Annotated in this window: 22 protein-coding genes; 16 read left to right on the plus strand and 6 right to left on the minus strand. The window is 74.8% G+C overall.

From position 1 onward, the window contains the following. Nucleotides 1–39: 39 nt before the first annotated feature. Nucleotides 40–1,671, minus strand: a complete 1,632-nt coding sequence (locus AB0O29_RS25885; RefSeq protein WP_365155509.1) for an FAD-dependent monooxygenase — start codon at nt 1,669–1,671, stop codon at nt 40–42. A 294-nt stretch (nt 1,672–1,965) separates the two neighbouring features. Between AB0O29_RS25885 and AB0O29_RS25890 the strand changes: the two genes are divergently transcribed. From AB0O29_RS25890 to AB0O29_RS25940, 11 genes are all read left to right on the plus strand, one after another. Next, nucleotides 1,966–3,051 carry a SchA/CurD-like domain-containing protein gene (locus tag AB0O29_RS25890; RefSeq protein WP_365155511.1) on the plus strand — a complete coding sequence of 362 codons (1,086 nt, stop codon included), beginning with the start codon at nt 1,966–1,968 and terminating at the stop codon, nt 3,049–3,051. A gap of 102 nt (nt 3,052–3,153) precedes the next feature. After that, nucleotides 3,154–3,600, plus strand: a complete 447-nt coding sequence (locus AB0O29_RS25895) for a cupin domain-containing protein (RefSeq protein WP_365155514.1) — start codon at nt 3,154–3,156, stop codon at nt 3,598–3,600. Then, complete coding sequence (locus AB0O29_RS25900; RefSeq protein ID WP_365155517.1) at nt 3,597–4,868, plus strand: beta-ketoacyl-[acyl-carrier-protein] synthase family protein; 1,272 nt, start codon at nt 3,597–3,599, stop codon at nt 4,866–4,868. Before AB0O29_RS25895 ends, AB0O29_RS25900 begins: the two co-directional genes overlap by 4 nt. After that, nucleotides 4,865–6,118: a beta-ketoacyl synthase N-terminal-like domain-containing protein gene (locus AB0O29_RS25905; protein ID WP_365155520.1), complete on the plus strand. Its 1,254-nt coding sequence runs from the start codon at nt 4,865–4,867 to the stop codon at nt 6,116–6,118. The genes AB0O29_RS25900 and AB0O29_RS25905 overlap by 4 nt, the downstream gene beginning before the upstream one ends. A gap of 70 nt (nt 6,119–6,188) precedes the next feature. Continuing rightward, on the plus strand, nt 6,189–6,443 hold the full coding sequence (locus tag AB0O29_RS25910) for an acyl carrier protein (protein ID WP_365155523.1): 255 nt from the start codon (nt 6,189–6,191) through the stop codon (nt 6,441–6,443). Nucleotide 6,444: 1 nt separating this feature from the next. Continuing rightward, the gene (locus tag AB0O29_RS25915) at nt 6,445–6,924 is read left to right on the plus strand and encodes an SRPBCC family protein (RefSeq protein ID WP_365155526.1); all 480 of its coding nucleotides are present in this window, start codon (nt 6,445–6,447) and stop codon (nt 6,922–6,924) included. A gap of 41 nt (nt 6,925–6,965) precedes the next feature. Further along, the gene (locus AB0O29_RS25920) at nt 6,966–7,298 is read left to right on the plus strand and encodes a TcmI family type II polyketide cyclase (RefSeq protein WP_365155529.1); all 333 of its coding nucleotides are present in this window, start codon (nt 6,966–6,968) and stop codon (nt 7,296–7,298) included. A gap of 351 nt (nt 7,299–7,649) precedes the next feature. After that, nucleotides 7,650–9,713: an RICIN domain-containing protein gene (locus AB0O29_RS25925; RefSeq protein ID WP_365155532.1), complete on the plus strand. Its 2,064-nt coding sequence runs from the start codon at nt 7,650–7,652 to the stop codon at nt 9,711–9,713. Nucleotides 9,714–9,802: 89 nt separating this feature from the next. Beyond that, nucleotides 9,803–10,465 (plus strand): hypothetical protein, encoded by a 663-nt coding sequence (locus tag AB0O29_RS25930; RefSeq protein ID WP_365155534.1) that lies wholly within the window; start codon nt 9,803–9,805, stop codon nt 10,463–10,465. Nucleotides 10,466–10,567: 102 nt separating this feature from the next. Further along, nucleotides 10,568–11,077 (plus strand): DUF664 domain-containing protein, encoded by a 510-nt coding sequence (locus tag AB0O29_RS25935; RefSeq protein WP_365155537.1) that lies wholly within the window; start codon nt 10,568–10,570, stop codon nt 11,075–11,077. Nucleotides 11,078–11,182: 105 nt separating this feature from the next. Next, nucleotides 11,183–11,923 (plus strand): SDR family oxidoreductase, encoded by a 741-nt coding sequence (locus AB0O29_RS25940; protein WP_365155540.1) that lies wholly within the window; start codon nt 11,183–11,185, stop codon nt 11,921–11,923. Between the two features lie 10 nt (nt 11,924–11,933). On the opposite strand, the gene AB0O29_RS25945 is transcribed toward AB0O29_RS25940, so the two are convergent. The 3 genes from AB0O29_RS25945 to AB0O29_RS25955 are packed head-to-tail and all read right to left on the minus strand — an operon-like array spanning nt 11,934 to nt 14,688. Beyond that, the gene (locus AB0O29_RS25945) at nt 11,934–12,782 is read right to left on the minus strand and encodes a hypothetical protein (RefSeq protein ID WP_365155543.1); all 849 of its coding nucleotides are present in this window, start codon (nt 12,780–12,782) and stop codon (nt 11,934–11,936) included. Continuing rightward, nucleotides 12,779–13,432 carry a response regulator transcription factor gene (locus tag AB0O29_RS25950; protein ID WP_365155545.1) on the minus strand — a complete coding sequence of 218 codons (654 nt, stop codon included), beginning with the start codon at nt 13,430–13,432 and terminating at the stop codon, nt 12,779–12,781. The genes AB0O29_RS25945 and AB0O29_RS25950 overlap by 4 nt, the downstream gene beginning before the upstream one ends. Further along, the gene (locus AB0O29_RS25955) at nt 13,420–14,688 is read right to left on the minus strand and encodes a sensor histidine kinase (protein ID WP_365155548.1); all 1,269 of its coding nucleotides are present in this window, start codon (nt 14,686–14,688) and stop codon (nt 13,420–13,422) included. Before AB0O29_RS25955 ends, AB0O29_RS25950 begins: the two co-directional genes overlap by 13 nt. A gap of 177 nt (nt 14,689–14,865) precedes the next feature. Here AB0O29_RS25955 and AB0O29_RS25960 point away from each other — a divergent pair, with 177 nt between their 5' ends. Next, a complete protein-coding gene (locus AB0O29_RS25960) occupies nt 14,866–15,318 on the plus strand; it encodes a hypothetical protein (RefSeq protein ID WP_365155551.1) in 453 nt (150 codons plus the stop codon). 31 nt (nt 15,319–15,349) lie between these two features. Here AB0O29_RS25960 and AB0O29_RS25965 read toward each other — a convergent pair whose 3' ends face one another. After that, complete coding sequence (locus AB0O29_RS25965; protein WP_365155554.1) at nt 15,350–15,760, minus strand: organic hydroperoxide resistance protein; 411 nt, start codon at nt 15,758–15,760, stop codon at nt 15,350–15,352. Nucleotides 15,761–15,883: 123 nt separating this feature from the next. On the opposite strand from AB0O29_RS25965, the gene AB0O29_RS25970 reads away from it, so the two are divergent. Continuing rightward, nucleotides 15,884–16,366, plus strand: a complete 483-nt coding sequence (locus tag AB0O29_RS25970) for a MarR family transcriptional regulator (RefSeq protein ID WP_365155557.1) — start codon at nt 15,884–15,886, stop codon at nt 16,364–16,366. A gap of 31 nt (nt 16,367–16,397) precedes the next feature. Here AB0O29_RS25970 and AB0O29_RS25975 read toward each other — a convergent pair whose 3' ends face one another. Next, nucleotides 16,398–16,844, minus strand: a complete 447-nt coding sequence (locus AB0O29_RS25975) for a MarR family transcriptional regulator (protein WP_365155560.1) — start codon at nt 16,842–16,844, stop codon at nt 16,398–16,400. Nucleotides 16,845–17,005: 161 nt separating this feature from the next. On the opposite strand from AB0O29_RS25975, the gene AB0O29_RS25980 reads away from it, so the two are divergent. The 3 genes from AB0O29_RS25980 (at nt 17,006) to AB0O29_RS25990 (ending at nt 24,467) form a co-directional block, all read left to right on the plus strand. Then, a complete protein-coding gene (locus AB0O29_RS25980; protein WP_365155563.1) occupies nt 17,006–18,520 on the plus strand; it encodes an MFS transporter in 1,515 nt (504 codons plus the stop codon). Nucleotides 18,521–18,735: 215 nt separating this feature from the next. Then, on the plus strand, nt 18,736–19,593 hold the full coding sequence (locus AB0O29_RS25985) for a DUF4132 domain-containing protein (RefSeq protein ID WP_365155565.1): 858 nt from the start codon (nt 18,736–18,738) through the stop codon (nt 19,591–19,593). Then, nucleotides 19,590–24,467: a DNA-binding protein gene (locus AB0O29_RS25990; protein WP_365155568.1), complete on the plus strand. Its 4,878-nt coding sequence runs from the start codon at nt 19,590–19,592 to the stop codon at nt 24,465–24,467. The genes AB0O29_RS25985 and AB0O29_RS25990 overlap by 4 nt, the downstream gene beginning before the upstream one ends. The last annotated feature ends 108 nt before the right edge of the window (nt 24,468–24,575 follow it).

Here is a 24,575-nt window from a genome sequence, read left to right on the forward strand (position 1 = left end):
CGGGCGTGGTGCTGGGCCTGCCGCTGAGCCGGACGCCCGTCAGGCGCGCCGCAGCAGCCGGGTCATCGCGTCCAGGAGCGCCCCGCGCGGATCGGCCGCAGGGCCCTCCGCGCGCCAGGCGACGAACCCGTCCGGGCGTACGAGGACCGCTCCGCCGGCCGGGAGTTCGTGCAGCTCCGCCCAGTCGGCACCGTCCGGCTGGACGAGGTCCGCCCCGGGCGCGGAGCCGACGGTGTAGGCGTCCAGGCGCGCGCCCAGCTCCCGCGCCACGTGGCCGGCCGCCTCCTTCCAGGGCGTGTCCTGGCCGGCGAGCAGCACGAACGAGGTCTCGTACAGGTCCAGCAGGGAGATCCGCCTGCCCGCCCGCGTCACCCACAGGTGCGGGGCGCGGGTGCCGACGTCGCCCTTGAGGCGCATGGTCTCGGGAATGACCGGCCGGTCCGGGTCCCCGCCGAGGAAGGCGCCCCCGGGGTAGCAGTAGCCCATGGCGGTGGTGAGGACCCCGCTGCCGGGGCCGCCGCCCATGGTGGGCGGGGGCACGTACCCGGGGTGGCTGTGTTCGGCCGAACGGGCGGAGGCGCGCTCGCTCGTGGCGAGGGCCACGGGGCGCCGCTCGTCCTCGTAGGTGTGCAGGAGGGCGGGAGCGGCGGAGCCGTTGAGCACCGCGGCGATCTTCCAGGCCAGGTTGTGCGCGTCCTGGATGCCGGTGTTGGAGCCGAAGGCCCCGGTCGGGGACATCTCGTGCGCGGCGTCGCCGACGACGAAGACCCGGCCCACCGAGTACTGCTGGGCGACCCGCTCGGCGGCGTGCCAGGGGGCCTTGCCGCCGATCTCCACGTCCAGGTCGGGCACGCCGATGGCGCCCCGGATCTGGGCGATGCAGCGCTCCTCGGTGAAGTCCTCCAGGGTCTCGCCCGTCTCCGGGTGCCAGGGGGCGTGGAAGACCCACTGGGTCTCGTTGTCCACCGGCAGCAGCGCCCCGTCGGCGCCCGGGCGCATCAGGTAGCAGACGATGAAGCGCAGGTCGCCCAGGAGGCCGGCGAGCCGCTCGGAGCGGAAGACGATGCTCACGTTGTGGAAGAGCTCGCCGCTGCCCGCCTGGCGGATGCCCAGGGCCTCGCGGACGGGGCTGCGCGGCCCGTCGGCGGCGATCAGGTAGTCGGCGCGGACGGTGAGGTGTTCACCGGTGTCCCGGTCCTTCACCAGGGCGCTGACGCCGTCGGCGTCCTGGTCGAAGGTCATGAGTTCGGTGGCGAAGCGCACGTCGGCGCCCTGGGCGCGGCTCTGCTCGGCCAGCACCGGCTCGATGTTGTTCTGGCTGCACAGGCACCAGCCGGTGGGGCTGAAGCGGGCGAGCGCCCCGGAGGGGTCGACGGCCTTGATGAGCCACTTGTGCTCGCCGCCGATGAGGGCCTGCGTCTGCAGGATGCCCTGGTTGGCCTCCAGGGCGGAGGCCTCCTTGCGGATGGCGGGTTCGACCCCCGCCGTACGGAACAGCTCCATCGTGCGGGCGTTGATCCCCCGGCCGCGCGGGTGGACGGAGGTTCCGGCGTGCTTCTCGACCACCATGTGCCTGATGCCGTGGCGGCTCAGGAACAGCGAGGTGGAGAGGCCCACGAGGGAACCGCCCACGACGAGGACCGGTACGCGGACATCGGCATGCTCTTCCATCGGCTGCGTGCTCCTGATTCGTGTGGGGGCTGTGGAAGGACAGTGGACGGCTTATGCCCCCGATCAGCTCTCCTGCCCGGGCGAGTCGCGTCTTGTCACCCGCTTGATCCGGAGATGTCGCGATCCGTACCCGGGCGGATGACGATGAGCGACAGCGGCGCCCCCTCTCGGCCAGGACCGCCCGCGTCCGCCGGCCGCGGACCACGGGGCCCCGCGCAGCCGGGCAGTTGCCGCCGCATGACGCAGGAGGGCGCGAACGCGCCGGCGTCCGCGCCCTCACGAAGGAGTGAACAGATGACAACCACCCTGTCCGAACGGGTGTCGCAGTCCGCGTTCGACGGCTCCATGCTCCGGGTCGTCCTGCTGATGGACCTCCACGAGGGCACCCAGCAGCGGTTCTTCGAGGCCTACGAGCGGCTCCGCCACGACATCGCCTCGGTCCCCGGCCACCTCGGCGACCAGCTGTGCCAGTCCTTCGAGAACCCCTCGCAGTGGCTGATCACCAGCGAGTGGGAGAGCGCGCCGCAGTACCTCGCCTGGGTCAACAGCGAGGCGCACGCCGAACAGGTCAAGCCGCTGGGCGCCTGTGCCCGCTCGATGCGCCCGCTGAAGTTCACGGTGCTGCGCGAGACCGGCCGGCGCTACGACGCCCCGCAGGCGGGCTTCGGGGCGCGGCTGCAGGAGGGGCCCCGGCTCGGCGAGGGCGTCGTCCGGCACGCGCTGACCTTCACGGTGAAGCCGGGGAGCGAGGGGAAGGTCGCCGAGCTCCTGTCCTCGTACTCCTCCCCCGCCGCCCACGTCGACGACCACACCCGGCTGCTGCGCACCTCGCTGTTCATGCACGGCAACCGGGTGGTGCGGGCCGTGGAGGTGCAGGGCGACCTGACGGCGGCGCTGCGGCACGTGTCGGAGCAGCCCGAGGTGCGGGCCGTGGAGCACGCCATCAACCCCTACCTGGAGCAGGACCGGAACCTCTCCGACCCGGAGTCCGCCCGGATGTTCTTCATGCGCGCGGGCCTCCCGGCCGTCCACCACGTCGCCGAGCACGGCCCGCAGCCGGACCGGATCACCCGGCACGCGCTGTTCTACCCGGCCAAGCCCGGCTGCGGCCCGCTCGTCGCCCGGTTCCTCGCCCGGCAGGACGAGAGGGCCTCGAAGATCCCCACCAGTCCCGTGCTGAGCAGCAGCATCTTCCAGCGGGACGACGTCGTGGTCCGCCTGCTCGACGTCAGCGGGCCGGCCGACGGCCGCTTCGCGGGCGGCTTCGGCATGGACGGCCCGCGCGACGCGGCGGTACTGGACCGGCTGCTGGCCGGCGCCCCGCAGGCCCCGCACCCCATGGACCTGATCACCGACCGTCGGGCTCCGGCGCAGTCCTGATCCGGACGGGCGGCGCCACCCCCGCGGGTGCCCGCCCCCGAGCCACCCCACCCCCACCGGCAGCCCGTGACAGGGCTCCCGTCCGCCAGGAGGAAGTCCGCCGTGACCAAACATCACCCGTGCATCGTCGACCTCAGCGAGACCCAGCCCAACCGCAGGCGCGGCGGTGACCTGCGCGCCGTCCTCACCCCGACCTCGGTGGGCTCGACCAGCGGGTTCATGGGCCTGGCGGTGATGGCGCCGGGCGAGTCGATCGCCGAGCACTACCACCCGTACTCCGAGGAGTTCGTGTACGTGGTCGCGGGCACGCTGGAGGTCGACCTCGACGGGGAGGCCCACCCGCTGCGCACCGACCAGGGCCTGCTGGTCCCGCTGAACGTGCGCCACCGGTTCCGCAACGTCGGCGGCACCGAGGCCCGGATGGTCTTCCACCTCGGTCCCCTCGCCCCGGATCCGAAGCTCGGGCACGTGGACACCGAGGAGGCCCCGAACCCGGACGCCACGGCCTGGGCGGAGCGGCCGCCGGAGCGCACGGGAGCGGTCTCGTGACCCGCCGGCGGGTGGCCGTGACGGGGGTGGGGGTGGTGGCCCCCGGCGGCATCGGCGCCCCCGCCTTCTGGGACCTGCTGTCCAACGGCCGTACGGCGACCAGGGGCATCACCCTCTTCGACCCGGACGGGTTCCGCTCCCGGATAGCCGCCGAGGTCGACTTCGACCCCTCCGAGCACGGTTTCACCGAGGACGAGGCGGCCCGCGCGGACCGGTACATCCAGTTCGCGCTGGTCGCGGCCCGCGAGGCGGTGGCCGACTCCGGCCTGGACCTCGACGGCGAGAGCGCCTGGCGCACCGGCGTGTCCCTGGGCACGGCGGTCGGCGGCACCACCCGGCTGGAGCACGACTACGTCGACGTCAGCCAGCGGGGCGCGTGGTGGGACGTGGACCACCGCCTCTCCTCCCCCTTCCTGCACCGGGCCTTCACCCCCGCCACCCTCGCCTCGGCGGTGGCGGAGCAGACGGGGGCGCGCGGTCCCGTACAGACCGTCTCCACCGGCTGCACCTCCGGGCTCGACGCCGTCGGGTACGCGGTGCACTCCATCCAGGAGGGCCGGATGGACGTCTGCATCGCGGGCGCCTCCGACTCGCCGGTCTCCCCCATCACCGTGGCCTGCTTCGACGCCATCAAGGCGACCTCGGCGAACAACGACGACCCGGCGCACGCCTCCCGGCCCTTCGACGCCGACCGGGACGGTTTCGTCCTCGGCGAGGGCGGGGCCGTGCTGGTCCTGGAGGAGCTGGAGCGGGCGCGGGCCCGCGGGGCGCGGATCTACTGCGAGATCGGCGGGTACGCGACCTTCGGCAACGCCCACCACATGACCGGGCTGACCCCCGAGGGCCTGGAGATGGCCCGGGCGATCGAGACGGCCCTGGCCCAGGCCCGGGTCGACGCCCGGGAGATCGACTACGTCAACGCGCACGGCTCCGGCACCAAGCAGAACGACCGCCACGAGACGGCGGCCGTGAAGCGGGTGCTCGGGGACCACGCCTACAAGACGCCGATGACCTCCATCAAGTCGATGGTGGGGCACTCGCTCGGCGCCATCGGGGCGATCGAACTCGCGGCCTGCGTCCTGGCGATGACCCATCACGTGGTCCCGCCCACCGCGAACTACGAGACGCCCGACCCGGAATGCGATCTGGACTACGTGCCGCGCACCGCGCGCGGGCACACGCTGCGCAACGTGCTGTCGGTGGGGAGCGGCTTCGGCGGCTTCCAGTCGGCCGTGGTCCTGACCCAGCCCAAGGAGGTACGCGCGTGAAGAGCCGTACTGCCGGCCCCGTGGCCGCCGTCACCGGTATCGGGGTGGTCGCGCCGAACGGGATCGGCGCGGAGGCCTTCTGGAAGGCGACCCAGGCCGGCGACAGCGTGCTGGACCGGGTGACCCGGCAGGGGTGCGAGCACCTGCCGGTGCGGGTGGCGGGCGAGGTGCGGGGTTTCGACCCGGGCTCGCTGGTGGAGGACCGGTTCCTCGTCCAGACGGACCGCTTCAGCCACTACGCGCTGGCCGCGGCCGACCTCGCGCTGGAGCACGCCCGGCTGGGCCGCGCCGACTACGCGGACGACCCGTACGCGGTGGGCGTGGTGACGGCGGCGGGCTCGGGCGGCGGCGAGTTCGGGCAGCGCGAGCTCCAGCGGCTGTGGGGGCAGGGCCCCCGCTACGTCGGCCCGTACCAGTCGATCGCCTGGTTCTACGCGGCCAGCACCGGCCAGGTCTCCATCCGGCGCGGGTTCAAGGGCCCGTGCGGGGTGGTGTGCAGCGACGAGGCGGGCGGGCTGGACGCCTTCGCGCATGCCGGCCGGGCGATCCGGCAGGGCAGCCGGGCGATGCTCGTCGGCGCGACGGAGGCCCCGCTGGCCCCGTACTCGGTGGTCTGCCAGGTCGGTTACGAGGGGCTGAGCACCGGGGACGACCCGGAGCGCGCCTACCGGCCCTTCACCGCGAAGGCCTGCGGGTTCGTCCCGGCGGAGGGCGGCGCCATGTTCACCGTCGAGGACGCGGCCGAGGCCGCGCGGCGGGGCGCGCCCGTACGGGCCCTGCTGGCCGGGCACTGCGCCACCTTCACCCCGCCCGGCCGGACGGCCGACTCCGAGGGGCTGGCGCACGCCGTCCTCGGCGCCCTGCGCGAGGCGGGGTGCGCGCCGGAGGAGGTGGACGTGGTCTTCGCGGACGCCCTGGGCACGCCCGAGGCGGACGCGGCCGAGGCGGCGGCGCTGCGGACGGCGCTCGGCGCGCACGCGTCGAGGGTGCCCGTGACGGCGCCCAAGACCGGTATCGGGCGGGCGTACTGCGCGGCCGGGACCCTCGACACGGCCACCGCCGTCCTGGCGCTGGAGCACGGGGTCGTGCCGCCGACGCCGAACGTCTTCGACGTCTGCCACGACCTGGACGTGGTCACCGGCAGCGCCCGCGTCGCCCCCCTGCGGACCGCGCTCGTCCTGAGCCGCGGCCGGATGGGGTCGAACGCGGCCCTCGTCCTGCGCGCGGGACCCGAGTCCCGCGCGCAGTGATCCCCACCCCGTTCGTCAGGGCCGCGCGCGCGAGCGGCCGGCCCCCGGGAAGCAGGAGAGAGAAGGCACGATGTCCGACCGACTGACCATGGAAGAGCTGGCGACGCTCATGAAGACCGCCGGCATCACCGTCGACCCCGCCGAGCTGACGAGCCGTCCGGACTCGCGGTTCGACGACTACGGCCTGGACTCGCTGGGCCTGCTCGGCATCGTGGGCGAGCTGGAGAACCGGCGCGGCCGGTCGCTGCCCACCGACGCCGACCGCTGCAAGAGCCCGCGCGAGTTCGTCGACCTCGTCAACAACAGCCTCATGACAGGAGCCTGAGATGCCCGGCCACACCGACAACGAGATCACCGTCAAGGCGCCCGTGGACCTCGTCTGGGACGTCACGAACGACCTGCCGAACTGGCCGGAGCTGTTCAGCGAGTACGCCTCGATCGAGATCCTGGAGCAGGCCGGGAACACCACCCGGTTCCGCCTGGCGATGCACCCGGACGAGAACGGCGTGGTGTGGAGCTGGGTCTCGGAGCGGACGGTGGACCGCGCGGGGCTCACGGTGAAGGCGCGCCGGGTGGAGACCGGCCCGTTCGCGCACATGAACATCCACTGGGAGTACGGCGAGGTGCCGGGCGGCACCCGGATGCGGTGGGTCCAGGACTTCGCGATGAAGCCGGAGGCGCCGATCGACGACGCCGGGATGACCGACCGCATCAACCACAACTCCAAGATCCAGATGGAGCTGATCCGCGACAAGATCGAGCGCGCCCAGCGGGCGAAGGCCGCCTCCCCGTCGGGCCGCCGTTGAGCCCCCCGCCCTCCCCCGCCCCACCCGAAAGGCGACTCCCGATGCACCAAGCCCTCATCGTGGCCCGGATGGCTCCCGGTTCCGCGCCCGACATCGCCGGCCTGTTCGCCGCCTCGGACGCCGGGGAGCTGCCGCACCTGGTCGGGGTGCGGCGGCGCAGCCTCTTCCAGTTCGGGGAGGTGTACATGCACCTCGTCGAGTGCGACTCGGATCCCGGGCCGGCCATCGCCAAGGTCATCGGCCACCCGGAGTTCCGTGATCTGAGCGACCGGCTCCAGGCGTACGTCAGCCCGCACGACCCGGAGACCTGGCGGGGCCCCAAGGACGCGATGGCCCAGCGGTTCTACCTCTGGGAACGGGACGCCGCCCGGTAGTCCGTACGGGTGCCCAAGCCGGCGCCGCACCGCCGGGCGGCCTGGGCACCCACGGCCAGTGACGGGGGGAATTCGGCAGGTAGTTTTTGAATGAATACCTGACTGAATTGCCGTCAACAAGGTTCCGCCTCTTATCTCGATTTGATAACGACCTCGCTTTAATGGCCTGGACCTTTACTGTGCAACGCGCGTAACTCCCCTTATTTTCAAGGGAATTGACAGTTCATCAAATCAGGCCCGAAGGTAACGGATAGATTTCTCGGGCCCGACTCCCGTTTGTCCGAATTCTCCACGGCGCTCATCTGGCACGCTTCAGCGCACCCACTCCCCTGACCAGGACTTGAGGTGCGCATGACAGCACGACCCAAGGGCCGGCGCCGCCGGGCCGACCAACGCCGCACGCCGCGCAAGCTGATACTCCTGACCGCCGCGGCGGCGTCGGCGGCGCTGCTCGCGGGCGGTCTCGCCTACTCCCGTCTCGCCCCCGGCGCCGAGGCGGGCACGCCCGCACTGGCCGGAGCCCCGGCCGCCGTCGCCGAACCGGCCGCCGCGCCGGCCCGGGACGAGGAGCCGGCCCCGCTCGCGAAGAAGCCCGCGAACGAGGACGCCAAGGGCATGGTCTACGACGGCCTCGACACGGCCCCGAAGGGTGACCGCTGCGCCGGCGTCTACCGCACGGAGGCCGGGCTCTGCACCCACGGCCCCGACGCTCCGCCCAAGGACGTCGACATCAAGGCCGACGTGCAGCCCGTGGTCAAGTCCAAGGCCGCGGCGGCCGATCCGGCCGCCCCCGCCTCCGCCGACCCGGCCGCCACCGACGGCGGCGGGCGTCCTCAGGACGCGCCCGCCGCCGACGCCCGCGGCCTCGCGGCGAGCGCGAAGGCCCCGGCGCCGCCCGCCGGCGGCCAGGCGGTCGCCGCCGGTCCGGCCGGACAGACGGTCCAGTGCGACGGCGACGGCAGCACCGGCAACCGCGTCCAGGTCGTGTACGCGCACGGCCCCGGCCGCGACCGGTACGCCGAGTACGCGGCCTCGTTCCGCAAGTGGGCCGTCGACGCCGACATGATCTACGCGGCCAGCGCCAAGGAGACCGGCGGCATCCGCCACATCCGCTACGTGACGGCCGCCGACTGCACCCCCTCGGTGCTGAACATCGAGCTCCCGGACTCCGCCCTCGCCGAGTTCAGCGCCACGAACAACGCGCTGGCCGGCAAGGGGCTCAACCGCCGCGACCGCAAGTACATGATCTTCGCGGACACCCAGGTCTACTGCGGCATCGGCACCTTCAACGGCGACGAGCGCCACGGCCAGGACAACCTGAGCAACTTCGGCCCCTCCTACGGCCGTACCGACTCCGGCTGCTGGGGCGGCCACACCGCCGCGCACGAACTCGGCCACAACCTGGGCGCGGTCAACAACAGCGCGCCCAACACCAGCCGGGGCGCCCACTGCACCGACGAGTACGACGTCATGTGCTACTCGGACACCCCGTACTACCCGCAGATGCGCTACGTCTGCAACAACCAGGCGAAGGAGAACATCCTCGACTGCAACCACGACGACTACTTCCACACCAGCCCGAAGGCCGGGAGTTACCTGGCCACGCACTGGAACATCGCCGACAACCAGTTCCTGATGCGCACGGAGGGCGGGGGCGGCACCGACCCGAACCCGAATCCGAACCCCTCCCCGAAGCCGACTCCGACCCCCACCAAGAAGCCCTCGGGGGCCCCGACGGTGACGGCCGGCCAGATCCAGGCGGACTCGGTGGTGCTGAGCTGGCCCAAGGCCGAGGGCGCCGTCTGGTACCAGGTGCTGCTCGACGACAAGCACCTGACCTGGGTCCAGTCCACCTCCCTGCGCGTCTACAACCTCCGTCCCGGCACCGCGTACACGGCCGCCGTCTCGGTCCGTGACGCCTCCGGCCGCGACAGCGGCCCCGGCAGGGCCGCCTCCTTCCGCACCACCGACGCCGGCGGCGGCGCCACCACCCCGGGCACCCGCTACGTGCTCGGCAACGGCAGCAGCGGCATGGCCGCCGAGCTGTGGGGCGGGCGCACCGCCGACGGCACCGTGCTCGTCGGCGGCCGGTCCAACGGCTACGCGCAGCAGCAGTGGTACTTCAACGACGCCGGCGACGGCCTCGTGCGGATCCGCTCTGCGGTCTCCGGCAAGTGCCTCCAGCCCGGCGGCGCCCCGGCCGCGGGGATGTGGATCGCGCAGCAGCCCTGCGGAGGCTCGGCCGCCCAGCAGTGGAAGGTCTCCGCGCGCGACGGCGCGGTGACCGTCTCCGACCCCAGCGGCGGCTTCGCCCTGGCGATGAGCAACCGGCCCTACTACGGGGACTGGCTGCTCGAACTGCAGCGCGCGGACGGACGTCCGGCGCAGGTCTGGACGGCCCGCAAGGCCGCCTGACCCCGCGTGACCGGCGGGCGGCCCTACTCCCCTAGGGCCGCCCGCCCCTTCGACCTCCCCCTCCCGCACTCCACCTCATCTGGAGCACCGTGAGCACTCCGAGCACCGCGCCGGCCCGCGTCCGACGCGCCGCCCCGCTTCCCCTGTCCGCGCCGGCCCTGTCCGCGTCGGCCCTCGCCGCCCTGACGCTCACCGCCCTGGGCGTCGTCCTGGCCGAACCCGCCCAGGCCCACGGGGACACCCTGAACGTGGTGATCACCGGGGAGCGGACCGGTCACGTGACCGCCGACGTCACCTGGGAGAACGACGGGGACGCCGTCGAGGAGGCCGTGGCCGCCACCGTGAACGCCGTCAGCGCCGACGGCACCCGCACCGAGGGGCCGTGGAAGCTGGTGCGCGACCCGGGCCGCGCCGCCGGCTGGACCACCGCCGAGGCGCTCCCGGCCGGGACCTGGACGGTCACCGTCGAGGCCGGCTTCCCCTCGCTCGGCCGCGCCCGCAAGGAGATCGGCGTCCCGGTGACCGACCCGGCGCCCGCGGGCTCCTCCCCCGCCCCGGCCTCCCCCGCCGCCCCGGCTCCCGTCGCCGCCGCGGCCCCGCCGGCCTCGACCGTCCCTCCCGCCTCCACCGCCTCGGCCGACCCGGCCCCCGGCGGCACCGGCACGGGCTGGTGGACGACGGCCGGGGTGGCGGGCATCGCCCTGCTGGGGGCGGCCGGCGGGATCCTGCTGCGCCGCGCCCGCCGCCGCTGACGGAGCGCCGGCGGAGTGTCGCCCCGCCCGGCCGGGCGGGGCCCTGCATGGTGGTTCCCGGCAGCGGACCGGCACGGACGAACACGGTTGGGGACGGCACACATGAAGGCGACGGACGTACTCGCGGACGGCTTCGGGCGGATCCGGGAGGTGGTCCACGAGGCGGTCGGCGGTCTCGGGGCCGACCTGCTCAACGCCCGGCTCGACCCGGAGGCCAACTCGATCGCCTGGCTGGTGTGGCACCTGACCCGGATCCAGGACGACCACGTGGCGGGAGTGGCCGGGCGGGAGCAGGTCTGGCGGTCCGGCGGCTGGGCCGACCGGTTCGCCCTGCCGCTGCCCGTCGGCGACCACGGCTACGGCCACACGGCGGAGCAGGCCGGGAGCGTCCGCGTCGACTCGGCCGGACTGCTCCTGGACTACTACGACGCCGTGCACGAGCAGTCCCTGCGCTACGTCCGCGGCCTGGCCGCCGCCGACCTGGAGCGGATCGTCGACGAGCGCTGGGACCCCCCGGTCACCCTGGGGGTCCGGCTCGTCAGCGTGCTGGCCGACGACCTCCAGCACGCGGGCCAGGCGGCGTACGTGCGGGGGCTGCTGGAGCGGCGCTGAGCACGGCAGCGAACTCCATATTACGGAAAACTTCTTCCACCATGCGATAGGTTGGCTCCGCGGTGCGGCCCGGCACCGCGCACCGACAGCTGGAGGACAGCAGAGATGAGTGAGAGTCGCGTCGCCCTGGTCACCGGTTCCTCCTCGGGGATCGGGGCGGCCGTCGCCGAGCGGCTGGCCGCCGAGGGGATCCGCGTGGTCGTCAACTCCGCCCGCAGCGCGGAGGCCGGCCGGGAACTCGCGGCCCGGCTCCCCGACGCCGTCTACGTACAGGGGGACGTCTCCGACGCCGAGGACGCCCGGCGGATCGTGCGGACGGCGATAGACGCCTACGGACGGCTGGACGTCCTGGTCAACAACGCGGGCGTCACCCGCTTCATCCCGCTCGACGACCTGGAGGCGGCGGACGCCCGGGCGTGGCGGGAGATCTTCGACGTGAACGTGGTCGGGGCCTGGCAGATGATCACCGCGGCCGTCCCGCACCTGCGCGCGTCCGGCGCGGGGTCCGTCGTCAACATCTCCTCCGTGTCCGCGACCCGGGCCCTGGGGAGTTCGGTCCCGTACGCCGTGAGCAAGGCCGCCGTCAACCACATGACCCGGCTGCTCGCCTCGCAGCTGGGCCCCTCGGTCCGGGTCAACGCGGTGGCGCCCGGGCTGATCGACACCCCCTGGTACGAAGGGGCGGAGGAGGTCTGGGAGAGCTCCCGCGAGTGGATCACCGAGAACACCCCGCTGCGCCGGGTGGGGACCCCGCAGGACGTGGCGGAGGCGACGCTGTACCTGGTGAACGCCGCCTACACCACCGGGGACGTGCTCACGGTCGACGGCGGCCGGCACGTCGTCTGACCGGCGCCGCTCAGCGGGCGGCGGTGCGGGAGGCCACGCTGGCGTGGCCGGCCTCCGCCTCCAGGTCCAGGGTGCGGGTGGCCACGGGGTCGCGCAGGGCGTCCTCGGCCTCGCAACGGCCCGCGCCCGCCCGGCAGGTGACGCGGTAGCGGGTGGCCGAGGGGAGGGTGATCTCCAGACGGCCGGAGCCGACGCGGCCGGTGACCCGGTCCGGCGGGGCCGCGAAGGCCACCTCCGCGTGCCCCGAGTCGGCGCGGACGTCGGCCTGGAGGCCGGCGAGGCCGGTGGCGCGCAGCGTCCCGGAGCCGACCCGCGCCCGCAGGGAGCCCCGCAGATCGGCCAGAACCAGGGAGCCCGAGCCCATGTCGGCGTCGACGGTGCCGGCGAGGCCGCTGACGGTGACCCGGCCGGAGCCGCCGGAGACCCTGACCGGGATCCCGGTGGGGACGGTCACCGCGAGGCTGACCGCGCAGCCGACGTCGCCGGAGACCCCGAGCTCGTCGCCGGGGCAGCGGGGGGTCAGCTTCAGGGTGTCGCCGAGCCAGCTCTCCTCCACGTCCGGCTTCCTGAACGACCAGGTCAGGCGGGCCCCGTAGTCGACGGCCCCGTCCCCGCGCGGGGTGATCGTCACATTGGCCTCGCCGCCGACGACCTCCACCGCGCTCACGGTCCGTCCGGCGCTGCCGCCGGTCACGGTGGCGGTGTGCGCGGCGGCGCTCGCCCGCACCTGCCAGCCGGCCGCCGCCACCACGAGGACGGCGCTCAGCGCGGCGGCCGTGTACCAGGCCAGGCGCGGGCCGCGCGGGCCGGCCGCGACCGGGCCGCCGGCAGCCCCGCCGGCGTCGCCGGGGCTGTTCACGAGGCGCCGTCCAGGAACCTCAGGACCGCGAGGACGCGGCGGTGCGCCTCGGCGGCCGGGGGCAGGTCGAGCTTGGTGAAGATGTTGTTGATGTGCTTGGCCACCGCGCTCTCGCTCACGACGAGTCCCTCCGCGATCCCGGCGTTGGAGCGGCCCTCCGCCATCAGGGCGAGGACCTCGCGCTCGCGCGGGGTGAGCCGCTCCAGCGGGTCGGGGCCGCCGCGGCGCAGCAGCAGCTGGGCGACGACCTGCGGGTCGAGGGCGGTGCCGCCCGCCGCGACGCGGCGCAGGGCGTCGATGAACTCCTCGACGTCGGCGACGCGCTGCTTGAGCAGGTAGCCGATGCCCGCGCCGCTCTGGGTGGACAGCAGGTCGGCGGCGTAGCGCTCCTCCACGAACTGGGAGAGCAGCAGCACGGCCGTGCCCGGGCTCTGACTGCGGATCATCAGGGCGGCCCGGACGCCCTCGTCGGTGAAGCCGGGCGGCATCCGGACGTCGACGAGGGCGAGGTCGGGCCGGTGCTCCTCGACGGCGGCGAGCAGGCCCTCGGCGTCGCCGGTCTCGGCGGCCACCTCGAATCCGGCCATTTCCAGGACTTTGACAAGACCTATGCGCAGGAGGACGGAGTCCTCGGCGATCACAGCCCGCACGGCAGCTCCACGGTGACGACGGTCGGGCCCCCTCGGGGGCTGTTGATCAGAATGGTTCCGTCGACCGACCCTACGCGTTTGCGCAGGCCGGTCAGACCGGTGCCGCCGGCCGGGTCCGCGCCGCCGATCCCGTCGTCGGTGACGACGACGCGCAGCAGGTCGCCGCGGGGGCCGCCCGGGACGCGGGCGACGGTGACCGAACAGCGGCGGGCGCGGGCGTGTTTGGCGACGTTGGCGAGGGCCTCGGAGACGACGAAGTAGGCGACGGCCTCGACGGTGGGGCCGGGGCGTTCGGCGAGGTCCACGGTGAGTTCGACGGGCAGCGGGGCACGGGCCGCGATCCCGGAGAGGGCTGCGTCGAGCCCGCGGTCCTCCAGGACGGCCGGGTGCAGGCCCCGTACCAGGTTGCTGAGTTCCTCGATGGCCTCCTTCGCCTCGCGGTGGGCCTCGTCGATGACGGCCTTGGCCTCGGGCGGGAGGCCGGGGAGGGTGGCGCGGGCGATGCCGAGGTTCATCGCGAGGGAGACGAGGCGCTGTTGGGCGCCGTCGTGGAGGTCGCGTTCGATGCGGCGGCGTTCGATGTCGGCGGCGTCGAGCACCCCGGCGCGGCTCTCGGCGAGGTCCTCGACGCGGCGCTGGAGTTCGCGGGCCCGGTTGGGACCGAGGAGGGAGGCGGCGGCGAGGGCGTCGAGCCGGGTGAGGGCGGCGGCCAGCCAGGGCGCGGCGAGCAGCGCGACGGCGCCGCCGACGGTGAGGAGGTCGTACTGGCGGGTCCAGCCGGCCTCGGGGAGGGCGCCGTCGGAGGGGATCACCCAGACCCAGGCGTAGGCGGAGGCTCCGGCGAGACCGCCGGCCCAGGCGAGTACGACGAGGGCGGCCCCGAGGGCGGCGAGCGGGCTGACGACGAGGTGGTAGGCGTACTGGCGCCGGATCGCCTCGGAGCGCAGGCGCTCCGTCAGGCCGCGCACGGTGCGCCGGGGGTGGGTGTGGACGACGGGCGGCACGTCGAGGCCGAGCAGCGCCCGGAAGCGGCTGCGCTGGAGCCTGGTGAGCAGGGGGGTGAGCAGCAGGACGAGCAGGAGCGGGAGGCCGCTGCCGCCGGGGGCCGTGGTCAGCAGGACGAGGGCGGTGGCCAGCGGGAGCGCGGGCGGGATCGCCGCGGTGCTGAAGACCGTGTTGCGCCAGGCCCAGGCCGACCACGGGGCGTGCGCCGTGATCCAGGTGTACGAGCGCTTCAGGGCGCCCCGAGTTGCCATACCCGTACGGTAATCGCACAGGTCAGGGTGGCCGCCACCACCCTGGTGCCCGCCCGGGGGTGTAGCTGGCACCACCCCCGGTTCGGACGGTGGGGCTACTGATCGCGGGCGCGCGGGCGGACACAGTGGTGGTGTGCCCGGCGGACGGACCGCCGGCCCGGAGGGAGACCCGCAGCCATGGCCATCGCCGCCCCGCAGTTCCAGCCCCGACGCGGCGCCGCCGCACGGCGCACGCCGGCCGGGCGGGTGCGGTCCGGGTGGGCGGGCCGTATCCCCCGCCTCGCGACGGTCTTCACCGGGTGCGGGATGGCGCTGCTGCCGTGGATGGCGGTGCTGGCGAAGACGATGCCGGCGACGGCGGAGGTGTCCAACTGGTCCGCCGCCTGGATGGGCCTCGACGCGATGCTGGCCCTCGGGCTGACCGGGACGGGGCTGCTGCTGCGCCAGGGCGATCCCCGGGTCGCCCCGGTGGCGGCGGCGACGGCGGCGCTGCTGGCGATGGACGCCTGGTTCGACGTCACCACCTCGATGGGGACGGACGGTCAGGGCCTGGCGCTGCTGCTGGCGGCGGGGGCGGAGCTGCCGCTGGCGGTGGCCTGCGCGGTGGTGGCCGCGCGGCGCACCGCCTGAGCGGCGGGAGCCCCGTCCGTCGGCCCGCCCGCTACTCGATGACGAGCTCGACGGGGATGTTGCCGCGGGTGGCCTTGGAGTAGGGGCACACTTCGTGGGCCTGCTTGACGAGCAGGGCGCCGGTCTCCCCCTCCAGGGACTCCGGCAGCTCGATGCGCAGGGTCACGGCGAGGCCGAAGCCGCTCGCGTCCTGGCCGATGGAGGTCTCGGCGGTGACGGAGATGTCGCCGGTGTCGATCTTGGCCTGGCGGCCGACGAGGCCGAGCGCGCTGGCGAAGCAGGCGGCGTAGCCGGCGGCGAAGAGCTGCTCGGGGTTGGTGCCCTGACCGTTGCCGCCGAGCGCCGGGGGCATGGCGAGCGCGAGGTCGATCTGGCCGTCGGAGCTGACGGCGCGGCCCTCACGGCCGTTGGCGGTGGCGACGGCGGTGTACAGCGCGTCCATCGGGAGGTCCTTTCGCGGGGGGCGGGGCGGCCGGTGGGGCCGGCCCTCGACCACAAATAGAGCACACAATTCAGTTGTGCACAACTCAATGGCTCGCAAGTCGGCTCGGGTAGACTGGCCGGTATGACCGAGCAGCCCGGCGACACCCTCCGCGACCAGGACTTCCTGCGCCTCGACGGGCAGATCTGCTTCGCCCTGGGCGCCGCGAACCGCGCCTTCGGCGGCCTCTACCGGGTCATCCTGAAGGACCTGGAGCTCACGTATCCCCAGTACCTGGTGATGCTGGTGCTCTGGGAGCACGGCACGATGCCGGTCAAGGAGCTGGGCCGGCACCTGCGGCTGGACTCGGGCACGCTCTCCCCCCTGCTCAAGCGGCTGGAGGCGGCGGGCCTGATCCGCCGCGAGCGCAGCACCGAGGACGAGCGGTCCGTGCACGCGGTGCTCACGGACGAGGGCGCGGCCCTGCGGGAGCGGGCGGTGGAGGTGCCGCGCCGGATCGCGCGGGCCACCGGGTTCGAGCTCGGCGAGATCCGCGAGCTCCAGGAGCGCCTGGGCCGCCTGACGGCCGCCCTGGACTCGGCCGTGGAGTCCGTCGCGCGGGACTGACCTTCCGGCTCCGCCGCGCGCGACCGGCCCTTCAGCCCTGCGGGCCGCGCTCCAGCGTCGGGCGCAGGCGCTCCAGCAGGGCGTAGAGCGTCGCGCTCTCCGCCTCGTCCAGCGTGTCCAGCGCGCCGTGCGTGGCCTGCATCTCCTCGCGCACCCGCCGCATGGTCTCGCGGCCCTCCTCGGTGGCGACGACGTTCTTGACCCGGCGGTCCCTCGGCTCGGGCTCGCGCCGCACCAGCCCGCGCGCCTCCAGCCGGTCGACGATCCCGGTGACGTTCGAGGCGTCGCAGGCCAGCAGGGAGGCCAGGCCGCGCATCGGCACGGGGCCCTGGAGCTGGGCGAGGACCTTGGCCTGGGTGGAGGTCAGCCCGTACCGGGCGGCCGCGGCGGCGAAGTCCCGCCACTGCGCGGTGCCGATCGCGGCGAGCAGTTCCAGCAGCTCGAGCTTGGCGGGGCGGTGGATCGCGGTGGTGCTCATGCCCGGGACCCTACGCGAGGATCGTTGACATTATCAACCTTTTACTTGACCACCTTAAATATCTCTGGCTACCTTCGGAGAAGTACTTGATGACATAAAACATCTGCGTCCTCAAACAACCCGACGCAGGACCCCGAAGCACTGAGAAGGTCCCCGCAGCCATGAGCTCCGCCGCATCCATCCCCACAGAGGGCAAGAAGGGCAACGAGACGGTCATCGTCTTCGCCCTGAGCCTCGCCGCCATGGTCGTGTCGATGATGCAGACCCTGCCCGTCCCGATCCTGGGCCTGATCCGCAACGACCTCGGCACCTCCACCGCCAACGTCAGCTGGGTGACCACCGCCACCCTGCTGTCCGCCGCCGTCTTCACCCCGCTGCTCGGCCGCTTCGGCGACCAGCACGGCAAGAAGCCCACCCTGGTGGCCGTCCTCGGCGTGATGGTCGCGGGTTCCGTGGTCGCGGCGCTCGCCACCTCGCTTCCGCTGCTGATCCTGGGCCGGGTGCTCCAGGGCTCCGCCACCGCGATCTTCCCGCTGGCCCTGTCCGTCCTGCGCGAAGAGGTCCGTCCGCAGAAGCTCCCCGGCGCGATGGCGCTGGTCAGCGGCACCCTCGCGTTCGGCAGCGGCCTGGCGCTGGTCGCCACCGGCCTGCTGACCTCGGGCGCGGACGCCGACTACCGCAACGCCTTCTGGATGGCCACCGGCTTCGCCGCGCTGGCCCTGCTCGCCGTCCTCTTCCTGGTCCCCGCGACCCGCCACAAGACCGGCGGCCGCACCGACTTCCTCGGCGCGCTCACCCTGGGCATCGCCCTGCTGCTGCTCCTGCTGCCCATCTCGCAGGGCCACGAGTGGGGCTGGTCCTCCGCCCGCACCCTGGGCAGCTTCGCCGGCGCCGCCGTCATGACCGCCGTCTGGGTGCTGGTCGAGCGCAAGGTCGCCGAGCCCCTCGTCGACATGAAGATGTTCGTCCACCGCCCGGTGCTGATGGCCAACCTGGCCGGCATCCTCGTCGGGTTCGGCATGTTCGCGAACTTCCTCGGCGTCTCCTACCTCGTCCAGATGCCGCAGAAGCTCACCGGCTACGGCTTCGACGCCTCCATCCTGCGCGCCTCCGTCCAGTTCCTGCTGCCGGGCGCCATCGTCTCCCTGCTCGCCTCCCCCGTCGGCGGCCAGCTGGTGCGCCACCGCGGGCCGCGCCTGGCCCTCGCCGTCGCCGCCGCCCTCGGCGCGGCCGGCTTCGGATGGCTGGCACTCGACCACGGCCACACCGCCTCCGTCATCGGCGCGGGCGTCGTCGTCGGCGCGGCCGTCAGCTTCGGCTACGCCGCCATGCCCGCCGTGATCATGTCCAGCGTCCCGCACCACCAGAGCGGCATCGCCAACGGCATCAACTCCATCTCCCGCTCCACCGGCAGCGCGATCGGCAGCGCCATCGTCACCACGATCCTGGCGTCCAAGACGATCGAGCACCTCCCCCAGGGGGTTCCGCCGCTGCCGGCCGAGTCCGGATTCACCCTCACCTTCTGGATCGGCGCCGCCGCGTTCGCGCTGGTCGCGCTCATCAGCTGGCTGGGCCTGCGCTCCGGCCACGGCCCGCGCGTCGTCCAGGCGGCCGCCCCGGGCACCGCGCGGGACACCGCCCCGGAGAAGGCCGCAGAGGCCGCCGCCGCCCGCTGATCCCCGTACGCCCCGGGCCCGTTCCCCGGACGTCCCCACCGCTGCCCCCGGTCCCACGGACCGGGGGCAGCGGTGTTTCCGCAGCCGCGGGCGCCCGTCCGACGGCGTTGTCAGTGGGGCTCGCTAGTCTCCCGACATACCGCAGCCCAGCAGGTGTTGGAGCCTTCCTTCGGGCTGCGCAAGACGTTTTTCGGACAGGCGGAGGGGCACGGCTGATGGCTTGGCTGGCGTTGGACGAGGGGTACGAGGTCTCCCTCGTGGAGGGGCGGGTCGCGGTACGACGGCCCGCGGGGCGGCAGTTGAAGGCGGTCCCCAAGGCGCTGCGCGACCATCCCGAGGTGGACCGGCTGCGCCGGCTCGCCGAATGGCTCGACCGGCACGAGGCCGCCTGCGTGGCCCAGGTGGACGCCTGGATGGTCTCCTCGCTGCCGGTGCCCACCGCCCTCCTGGCCCGGGTCTGGCGCGACGAGGCCTGGCGGTCCGCCCTGCGCGACCTGGCCGTCGTCGGCGACACCGACCCCGACGAGGCGGGCTTCCTGCGCGACGCCACCGACGCCGGCGAGCTCAAGGTGGTCAACCTCGACGGCGAGACCGTACGCCTCTCCCCGCGCACGGTGACCCTGCCGCACCCGGTGCTGCTCCCCGACCTGGACGACGTACGGGAGTTCGCGGCCGAGCTGGACATCACCCAGCGCGTGGAGCAGATCCACCGGGCGACCTGGACCCGGCCCGGGGACCTCAAGGACTCCGCCACCGAGGTACGGGACTACGCGGGCGGGAAGTTCCCCTCCCGCTTCAGCCTCGCGGCCCGCGCCACCGGCCTCGGCTACCGCGTCTCCGGCGGCTACGCCACCGGCCGGGTACGCGACGGCGGCCGGACGCTGGAGGCGGCCGTGTGGATCGGCGAACCCTACTGGGAGGACGAGTCGGAGACCGGCGCCCTGAGCTGGCACGACGAGGAGGGCCGGGCCGTACGGCTCGGCGAGGTCGGACCGGTGGCCTGGTCCGAGGGGATGCGGATGGCCGCGGCGCTGTACGCCGGGCGCAAGATCGAGGAGGGCGGGAACGCATGAGCACCGAGACCACCGACGTAACGGCCGGGACGGACGCGGACGCCGCCGGCGCCCGCACCGCGAGCGCCGGACTCCTCGCCGCCGGCGCGGTCCTGCCCGCCGGCACCGCCGACGCGGGCCCCGGGGCCGTCCCGCTGACCGCCCGGGCGTACCGCCACCCGACGCTCGGCGACGAGCGGGTCGTCGTCCGGCTCGCCGCGGCCGAACTGGGCGCCGCCGAGGACCTCGCGGCCGGCTTCCTGGGCCTCGTGCCGGAGGGCGCGCCCGCCGTCGTGGGCCTCGGCCGACGGCAGGCGCTCGGCTTCCCCGAGTGGGTGCTGGTGCACCACCCCGAGGACGGCCACCACGCCCTCGCCCTGGTCCCCGAACTGGACCGGCTCGCCCGGCAGGCGAAGACCAAGCCCAAGGCCGCCCTCGACGCCTGCACCGAGATCTCCGAGCGGCTCGCCGCCTCCCTCCCGCACTTCCTGCCCGTCTTCCAGGAGCAGGCCGCGCGCGTCTTCCTCGCCGTCGAGAACACCACGTACGCCGCCCAGCTCTTCGGCCGGGCCCGCGCCGCCGAGGCCCGCTACGGCCTGGCCGTCGACGAGGACCGGCTCGACGCCGTCTTCCTGGAGTTCGCCCTGGCCGGCGCCCTGCCGGTGAAGGTGCTCACCGGCTACGGCAAGGAGCTCGCCCGGCGGGTCTCCCCCGCCGAGGCCTTCAGCCGCTTCCGCCGCCTGTGCGTACGCCGCACCGCGGGCGGGCTCCCGCCGTCCGCGCAGGCCACGACCGAGCTGCGCCGGCTCGCCCGCGCGGCCGGGCTGACCGGAGGCGTGCCCGAGCAGGAGTACCTGGCCGAACTGCTGCCGCTGCCCGCCACCCTGCGGGCGGCCGCCGGCTGGTGGAAGTCCCACCGCACCGCGCTCGTCGCACTGGCCCGGCGGGTGCCGTCGGTACGGGGCACCCTGCTCGGCATGGTGCCCGGCGGTACCGGCGAGGCGGGCGAACTGGCCGCGATGTGGCTGGAGGTGCTGGAGGAGTCCGGTGCCACCGCCGGACTGACCGACGCCACCCTGCCCGGGGAGCAGCGCTCCCCCGACGGCACCGCCGGCTGGCTGGAGCGCTTCCACACCGCCCGGCAGGCGGGCTGGGGCACCCCGCCCGCCCTCCCGGCCCTGCTGGAGCTCGTCACCCGCTGCGCCGGCCCGCTGCGCGCCGAACTCGCCCTGCCCGGCCGCGAGCAGGGCCTGCGCCTCGGCCTCCAGGACGTCAACCTGCTCGACCTGCTGCTCTCCCTGGACCTGCCCGTCGCCGCCCCCGCGGACGGTTCCCACGCCGTCCTGGGCCTGGAGGCCTGGCACAGCTCGGAGAACCCCCGCGACCTGCGGGCCCTGTGCGCCGACGTACGGATGCGCCCGGCGTTCCTGCGCACCCTCGACCGGTGCAACGGCCACATGTCGGGGGGCCGCGAGACCGTGCGCCGGCTCGCCGTCACCCCCGGCAGCGCCCCGCTGCTCGCCGACTGGGTCCGCGAGGTGGCCGCCGCGTCCACGGCGACGGCCCTGCCCGACCTGCCCGAGGCGATCCGCCGGCTGACCTGGCTGCCCTCCGAGGCCCTGGCCCTGGCCCCGAAGGAGGTGGCCGAGGCCGCGGCCGCCGACCTGGACGAGGTCCTCGCCCGCACCCTGCGCGGCGGCCTGTTCGAGGAACTGGTCTGGCCCGCCTGGGAGAGCGCCGTCCGCGAGCTGACGCCCGGCCGGGGCCGGGGCCACCTCACCGTCATGGACGCCTGGCCGCAGGTCATCGTCGCCAACTCCACTCAGGTCCGCGTCATCGACGCCGACTCCACGCTCGTCACGCACGACCTGCGGGTCCCCTCCGGCAACAACCGGCAGCTCGGATTCCACTACACCGACGGGGACCTGCTCGTCTTCTGGGCCACCTACAACGGCCCCGTCGAGGGCTACTGGCTCAGCGCCCCCGACGAGGTCCTCACCCTGGACTCCTCGGCCACCTACTGGTCGATGCGCTCCGGGCACACCGGCCTGCCGCTGCCCGGCGGCGGCCGCACCACCGGCCACGGCGTCCTGCACCGCGGCGACAGCCGGATCCCGGCCGAGCGGCCCGTCATCTGCGACGGGACCTCGTACTGGGCGTGGGAGTCCGGCCACGACGGCGACCACGGCTGGGCCGAGTACGACCCGGCCACCGGCGCCACCGGCCGGCGTTCGACGCCCGCCTTCCTCGCCGACGCCCTGCACGGCCACCCGCAGGGCACCACCCTGCCCGACGACGTCGGCCAGAACTGGCTGCGGCCCGCCCCGGCCGTGGCGGACTCGGTGCTGGGCGCCCCCGCAGGCGGACTCCTGGGCTGGCGCGCCGTACGCGTCCCCGGCCACGGCTGGGAGGGCCGGGACCCGGCCGGCGTCCGGGTCGGCGTCCCCGAGGGCGGCGCCCGGCCGCACGCGGCCGTCCGGCTGCCCGGTGACGAGCGGCCCCGCGCCCTGACGAACGACTGGCGGACCCTCGCCCTCAGCGACCCCGAAGGGGCCGTCACCGCCCGGACCACCGCCCACCACCACGGCGGCCCGCAGGCGGCCGGCGAGGCCGAACTCCCGCCGCTCCCCTACTGGTACTGCCTGCGCCCCCGCGACCCCGAGGGCTCGCGGGCGCTCCGCTCCCTGGACGCGGCGACCGCCGGAGCACTGCTCAAGGCGGCCGCCGAGGCCGAGAAGCGCGAGGAACTGCCCGCGCTGGTCCGCGAGGCCCTGCCCGCGGTCAGCGCACCCGCGCTGATCGGCGGGGTGGCCGACGCGGTCCGCGCCGCGCTGGTCCAGCGCAAGGCCCTGGCCCGGGTGGCGCAGTCGCTGGCCGGCCGCGCCGCCCGGCCGAAGCAGCCCGTGGACCGCGGGCCCGCCGACCAGCTGCTCGCCGCCGCCCTGCACGGGCTGACGGGCGTCCCGTACCACCGCTACTACGGCGGGGAGGCCTCCGCGACCTTCGCCCTGCTGCGCGGGATGCGGACGGCCGCCGCCGACACCGCCGCCGAGGCGGTGCCGGGCCGGCTGCACGTGGACGTGCCGAAGCTGGCCGCGTCCTCGCTGCCCTGGGCGGGGCTGTTCCTGGAGGCGCCCGCCGCCGTCGCCTACCGCGCGGTCGCGGGCGCCACGGGAGCCACCGGGGAGCAGCGGGCCGCCCTGCTCCGGGCGCTGTCCGAGGTGGACGGCCTGGGCCTGGCCTCGGCCGCGGCCTCCGCCGCGCACTGGCGGCGGCTGACGGTGCGGATCGACACCGGCCGGCTGCTGGGCGCCGACGGCCGGGAGCGGGGCAAGGGCGGCAGCCACCGCGCGGTGCTGCCGCTCGGCGGCGGAGCCCTGCTCGTCCTCGACGAACAGGTCAGGGAGGACCCGCGCGGGCGGGAGTTCGCCGCCCTGCTGCACGACCCGGCCGGCGCCTTCGCGGTGCCCGCGCCCTACACCGGCGTCGGCCCGGCGGCCACCGTCGGCGACCCCGAGCGGGGGGCCGGCTGGCTGGAGGCGTTTCTCAAGGAGGCCGGCGCACGCGGACCCGCGCCGTGGTTCCCCGAGGCCGCGGCGGAGTTCGGCCGGCTGACCGGGGTGTCGGCCGCCACGGCCGCGCTGGTGGTCGCGGGCCTGCCGCACCTGGAGACGTACGAACGCGGCTTCCTGCCCGCCGAGACGCGCACGCTCCTCGGCGTCAAGGCCACCGAGGCCGCGCACGCCCGCGACGGGCTCCGCGAGCTCACCCCGGCCGTCCGGCGCGAACTGGTCGCGGCGCTGCTGCCCGCCGACCCGGCGCGGCTGTGGACGGACGGGCCCGACGCGGAGGCCGCCGCGCGGGTGTGGATCCGGCGCGCGGGACGCCGTACGCCGGTACCCGAGTGGCTGCTCGCCGAGGCCGGCAAGGGGGTGCGCGCGAGCTGGGCCGCGCACCACGCGCTGCCCGCGCTGCTGGACGCCGCGGCCTCCCCGGTGCTGTCCGCCGACACCGCCTGGGCCGTCAAGGGGGACCGCGCCGAGCCGGTGGTGGCGGGGGCGCGCCCCTTCGACGCCGGGGTGCTCACGAGCGCGGTGGGCTTCGCGGCCTGGCTCGCGCACCGGCTGCCCGCCGGGCACCCCGTACGGTCCTGCCTGCCGCCCGCGCTGACGGCCGTACGGCAGCGGCTGGCCTCGCCCGAACTGCTGCTGAGCGTGGGCCACTACCTGCACCTGCCCGAGTTCCGCACGGCGGCCGGCACCCCGACCGAGACCGGGGAGGGGTACGAGCGGTACGGCGCGGTGGTGCTGGCCACGCAGGACGACCGGCCGCTGCCCGCGCTGCGCACCGCGCTGCTCGACTCGACCGGGTCCGACCCGTACCTGCCGCTGCTGCGCGGCACCGGCCAGCTGCCCTCCGCGACGGAGACGGCGCTGCGCCTGGTCCACGACCCGGTCTTCGCCGCGCTGCTCGCCGACCCGGGGGCTCCGGTGGCGGGGTCGGTGGACGGGGAGGGCACCTGGTGGCCGCAGGACCCGGGCCGCAGCGTCCCGGAGCTGGTGGCGGAGGTGTCCGGGGAGTACGGGCTCGGCGCGGACGCGGCCGTCCTCTACCTGGCGCTGCTCGCGATGCCCGACCCGACCGACCGGAACACGGCCCGCTGGACGGGCTGGAAGCCGGCCCGGCTGAGGGCCGCCCGGGCGGAGCTGGCCGCCACGGACCTGGTGGTGTCGGCCACCCGGAGCCGGGCCGGGCGCTCCCTGTTCCTGCCCGGCCCGTGGGCCGAGCCGGCGTCGCCCGCGCTGCCCGTCGAGCAGTGGAAGCTGCCGATGTACGCCGTGGCCCCGGACGGCCAGGCGGTGCTGGGCGTGCTGGTGCCCGCCGAGCCACGGTGACCATGCGGTAGAGGGTCACCGACTGGTCGGCGGCGTGGCCGAACTCCCCGGCCGCCTCCGCCGTCGGCGCGGGGCTGCTCGACATCGCGGCCGTGGTCCTGGTGGTGT

Origin of the sequence: Streptomyces sp. NPDC089915, assembly GCF_040684675.1 — a bacterium.
Lineage (GTDB): Bacteria > Actinomycetota > Actinomycetes > Streptomycetales > Streptomycetaceae > Streptomyces.

Coding starts and splice junctions, on each gene's coding strand:
- AB0O29_RS25925 (WP_365155532.1), top strand. CDS start 7,650: ATGACAGCACGACCCAAGGGCCGGCGCCGCCGGGCCGACCAACGCCGC.
- AB0O29_RS25970 (WP_365155557.1), top strand. CDS start 15,884: ATGACCGAGCAGCCCGGCGACACCCTCCGCGACCAGGACTTCCTGCGC.
- AB0O29_RS25920 (WP_365155529.1), top strand. CDS start 6,966: ATGCACCAAGCCCTCATCGTGGCCCGGATGGCTCCCGGTTCCGCGCCC.
- AB0O29_RS25965 (WP_365155554.1), bottom strand. CDS start 15,760: ATGGACGCGCTGTACACCGCCGTCGCCACCGCCAACGGCCGTGAGGGC.
- AB0O29_RS25890 (WP_365155511.1), top strand. CDS start 1,966: ATGACAACCACCCTGTCCGAACGGGTGTCGCAGTCCGCGTTCGACGGC.
- AB0O29_RS25915 (WP_365155526.1), top strand. CDS start 6,445: ATGCCCGGCCACACCGACAACGAGATCACCGTCAAGGCGCCCGTGGAC.
- AB0O29_RS25935 (WP_365155537.1), top strand. CDS start 10,568: ATGAAGGCGACGGACGTACTCGCGGACGGCTTCGGGCGGATCCGGGAG.
- AB0O29_RS25980 (WP_365155563.1), top strand. CDS start 17,006: ATGAGCTCCGCCGCATCCATCCCCACAGAGGGCAAGAAGGGCAACGAG.
- AB0O29_RS25910 (WP_365155523.1), top strand. CDS start 6,189: ATGTCCGACCGACTGACCATGGAAGAGCTGGCGACGCTCATGAAGACC.
- AB0O29_RS25885 (WP_365155509.1), bottom strand. CDS start 1,671: ATGGAAGAGCATGCCGATGTCCGCGTACCGGTCCTCGTCGTGGGCGGT.
- AB0O29_RS25960 (WP_365155551.1), top strand. CDS start 14,866: ATGGCCATCGCCGCCCCGCAGTTCCAGCCCCGACGCGGCGCCGCCGCA.
- AB0O29_RS25990 (WP_365155568.1), top strand. CDS start 19,590: ATGAGCACCGAGACCACCGACGTAACGGCCGGGACGGACGCGGACGCC.
- AB0O29_RS25975 (WP_365155560.1), bottom strand. CDS start 16,844: ATGAGCACCACCGCGATCCACCGCCCCGCCAAGCTCGAGCTGCTGGAA.
- AB0O29_RS25955 (WP_365155548.1), bottom strand. CDS start 14,688: ATGGCAACTCGGGGCGCCCTGAAGCGCTCGTACACCTGGATCACGGCG.
- AB0O29_RS25940 (WP_365155540.1), top strand. CDS start 11,183: ATGAGTGAGAGTCGCGTCGCCCTGGTCACCGGTTCCTCCTCGGGGATC.
- AB0O29_RS25985 (WP_365155565.1), top strand. CDS start 18,736: ATGGCTTGGCTGGCGTTGGACGAGGGGTACGAGGTCTCCCTCGTGGAG.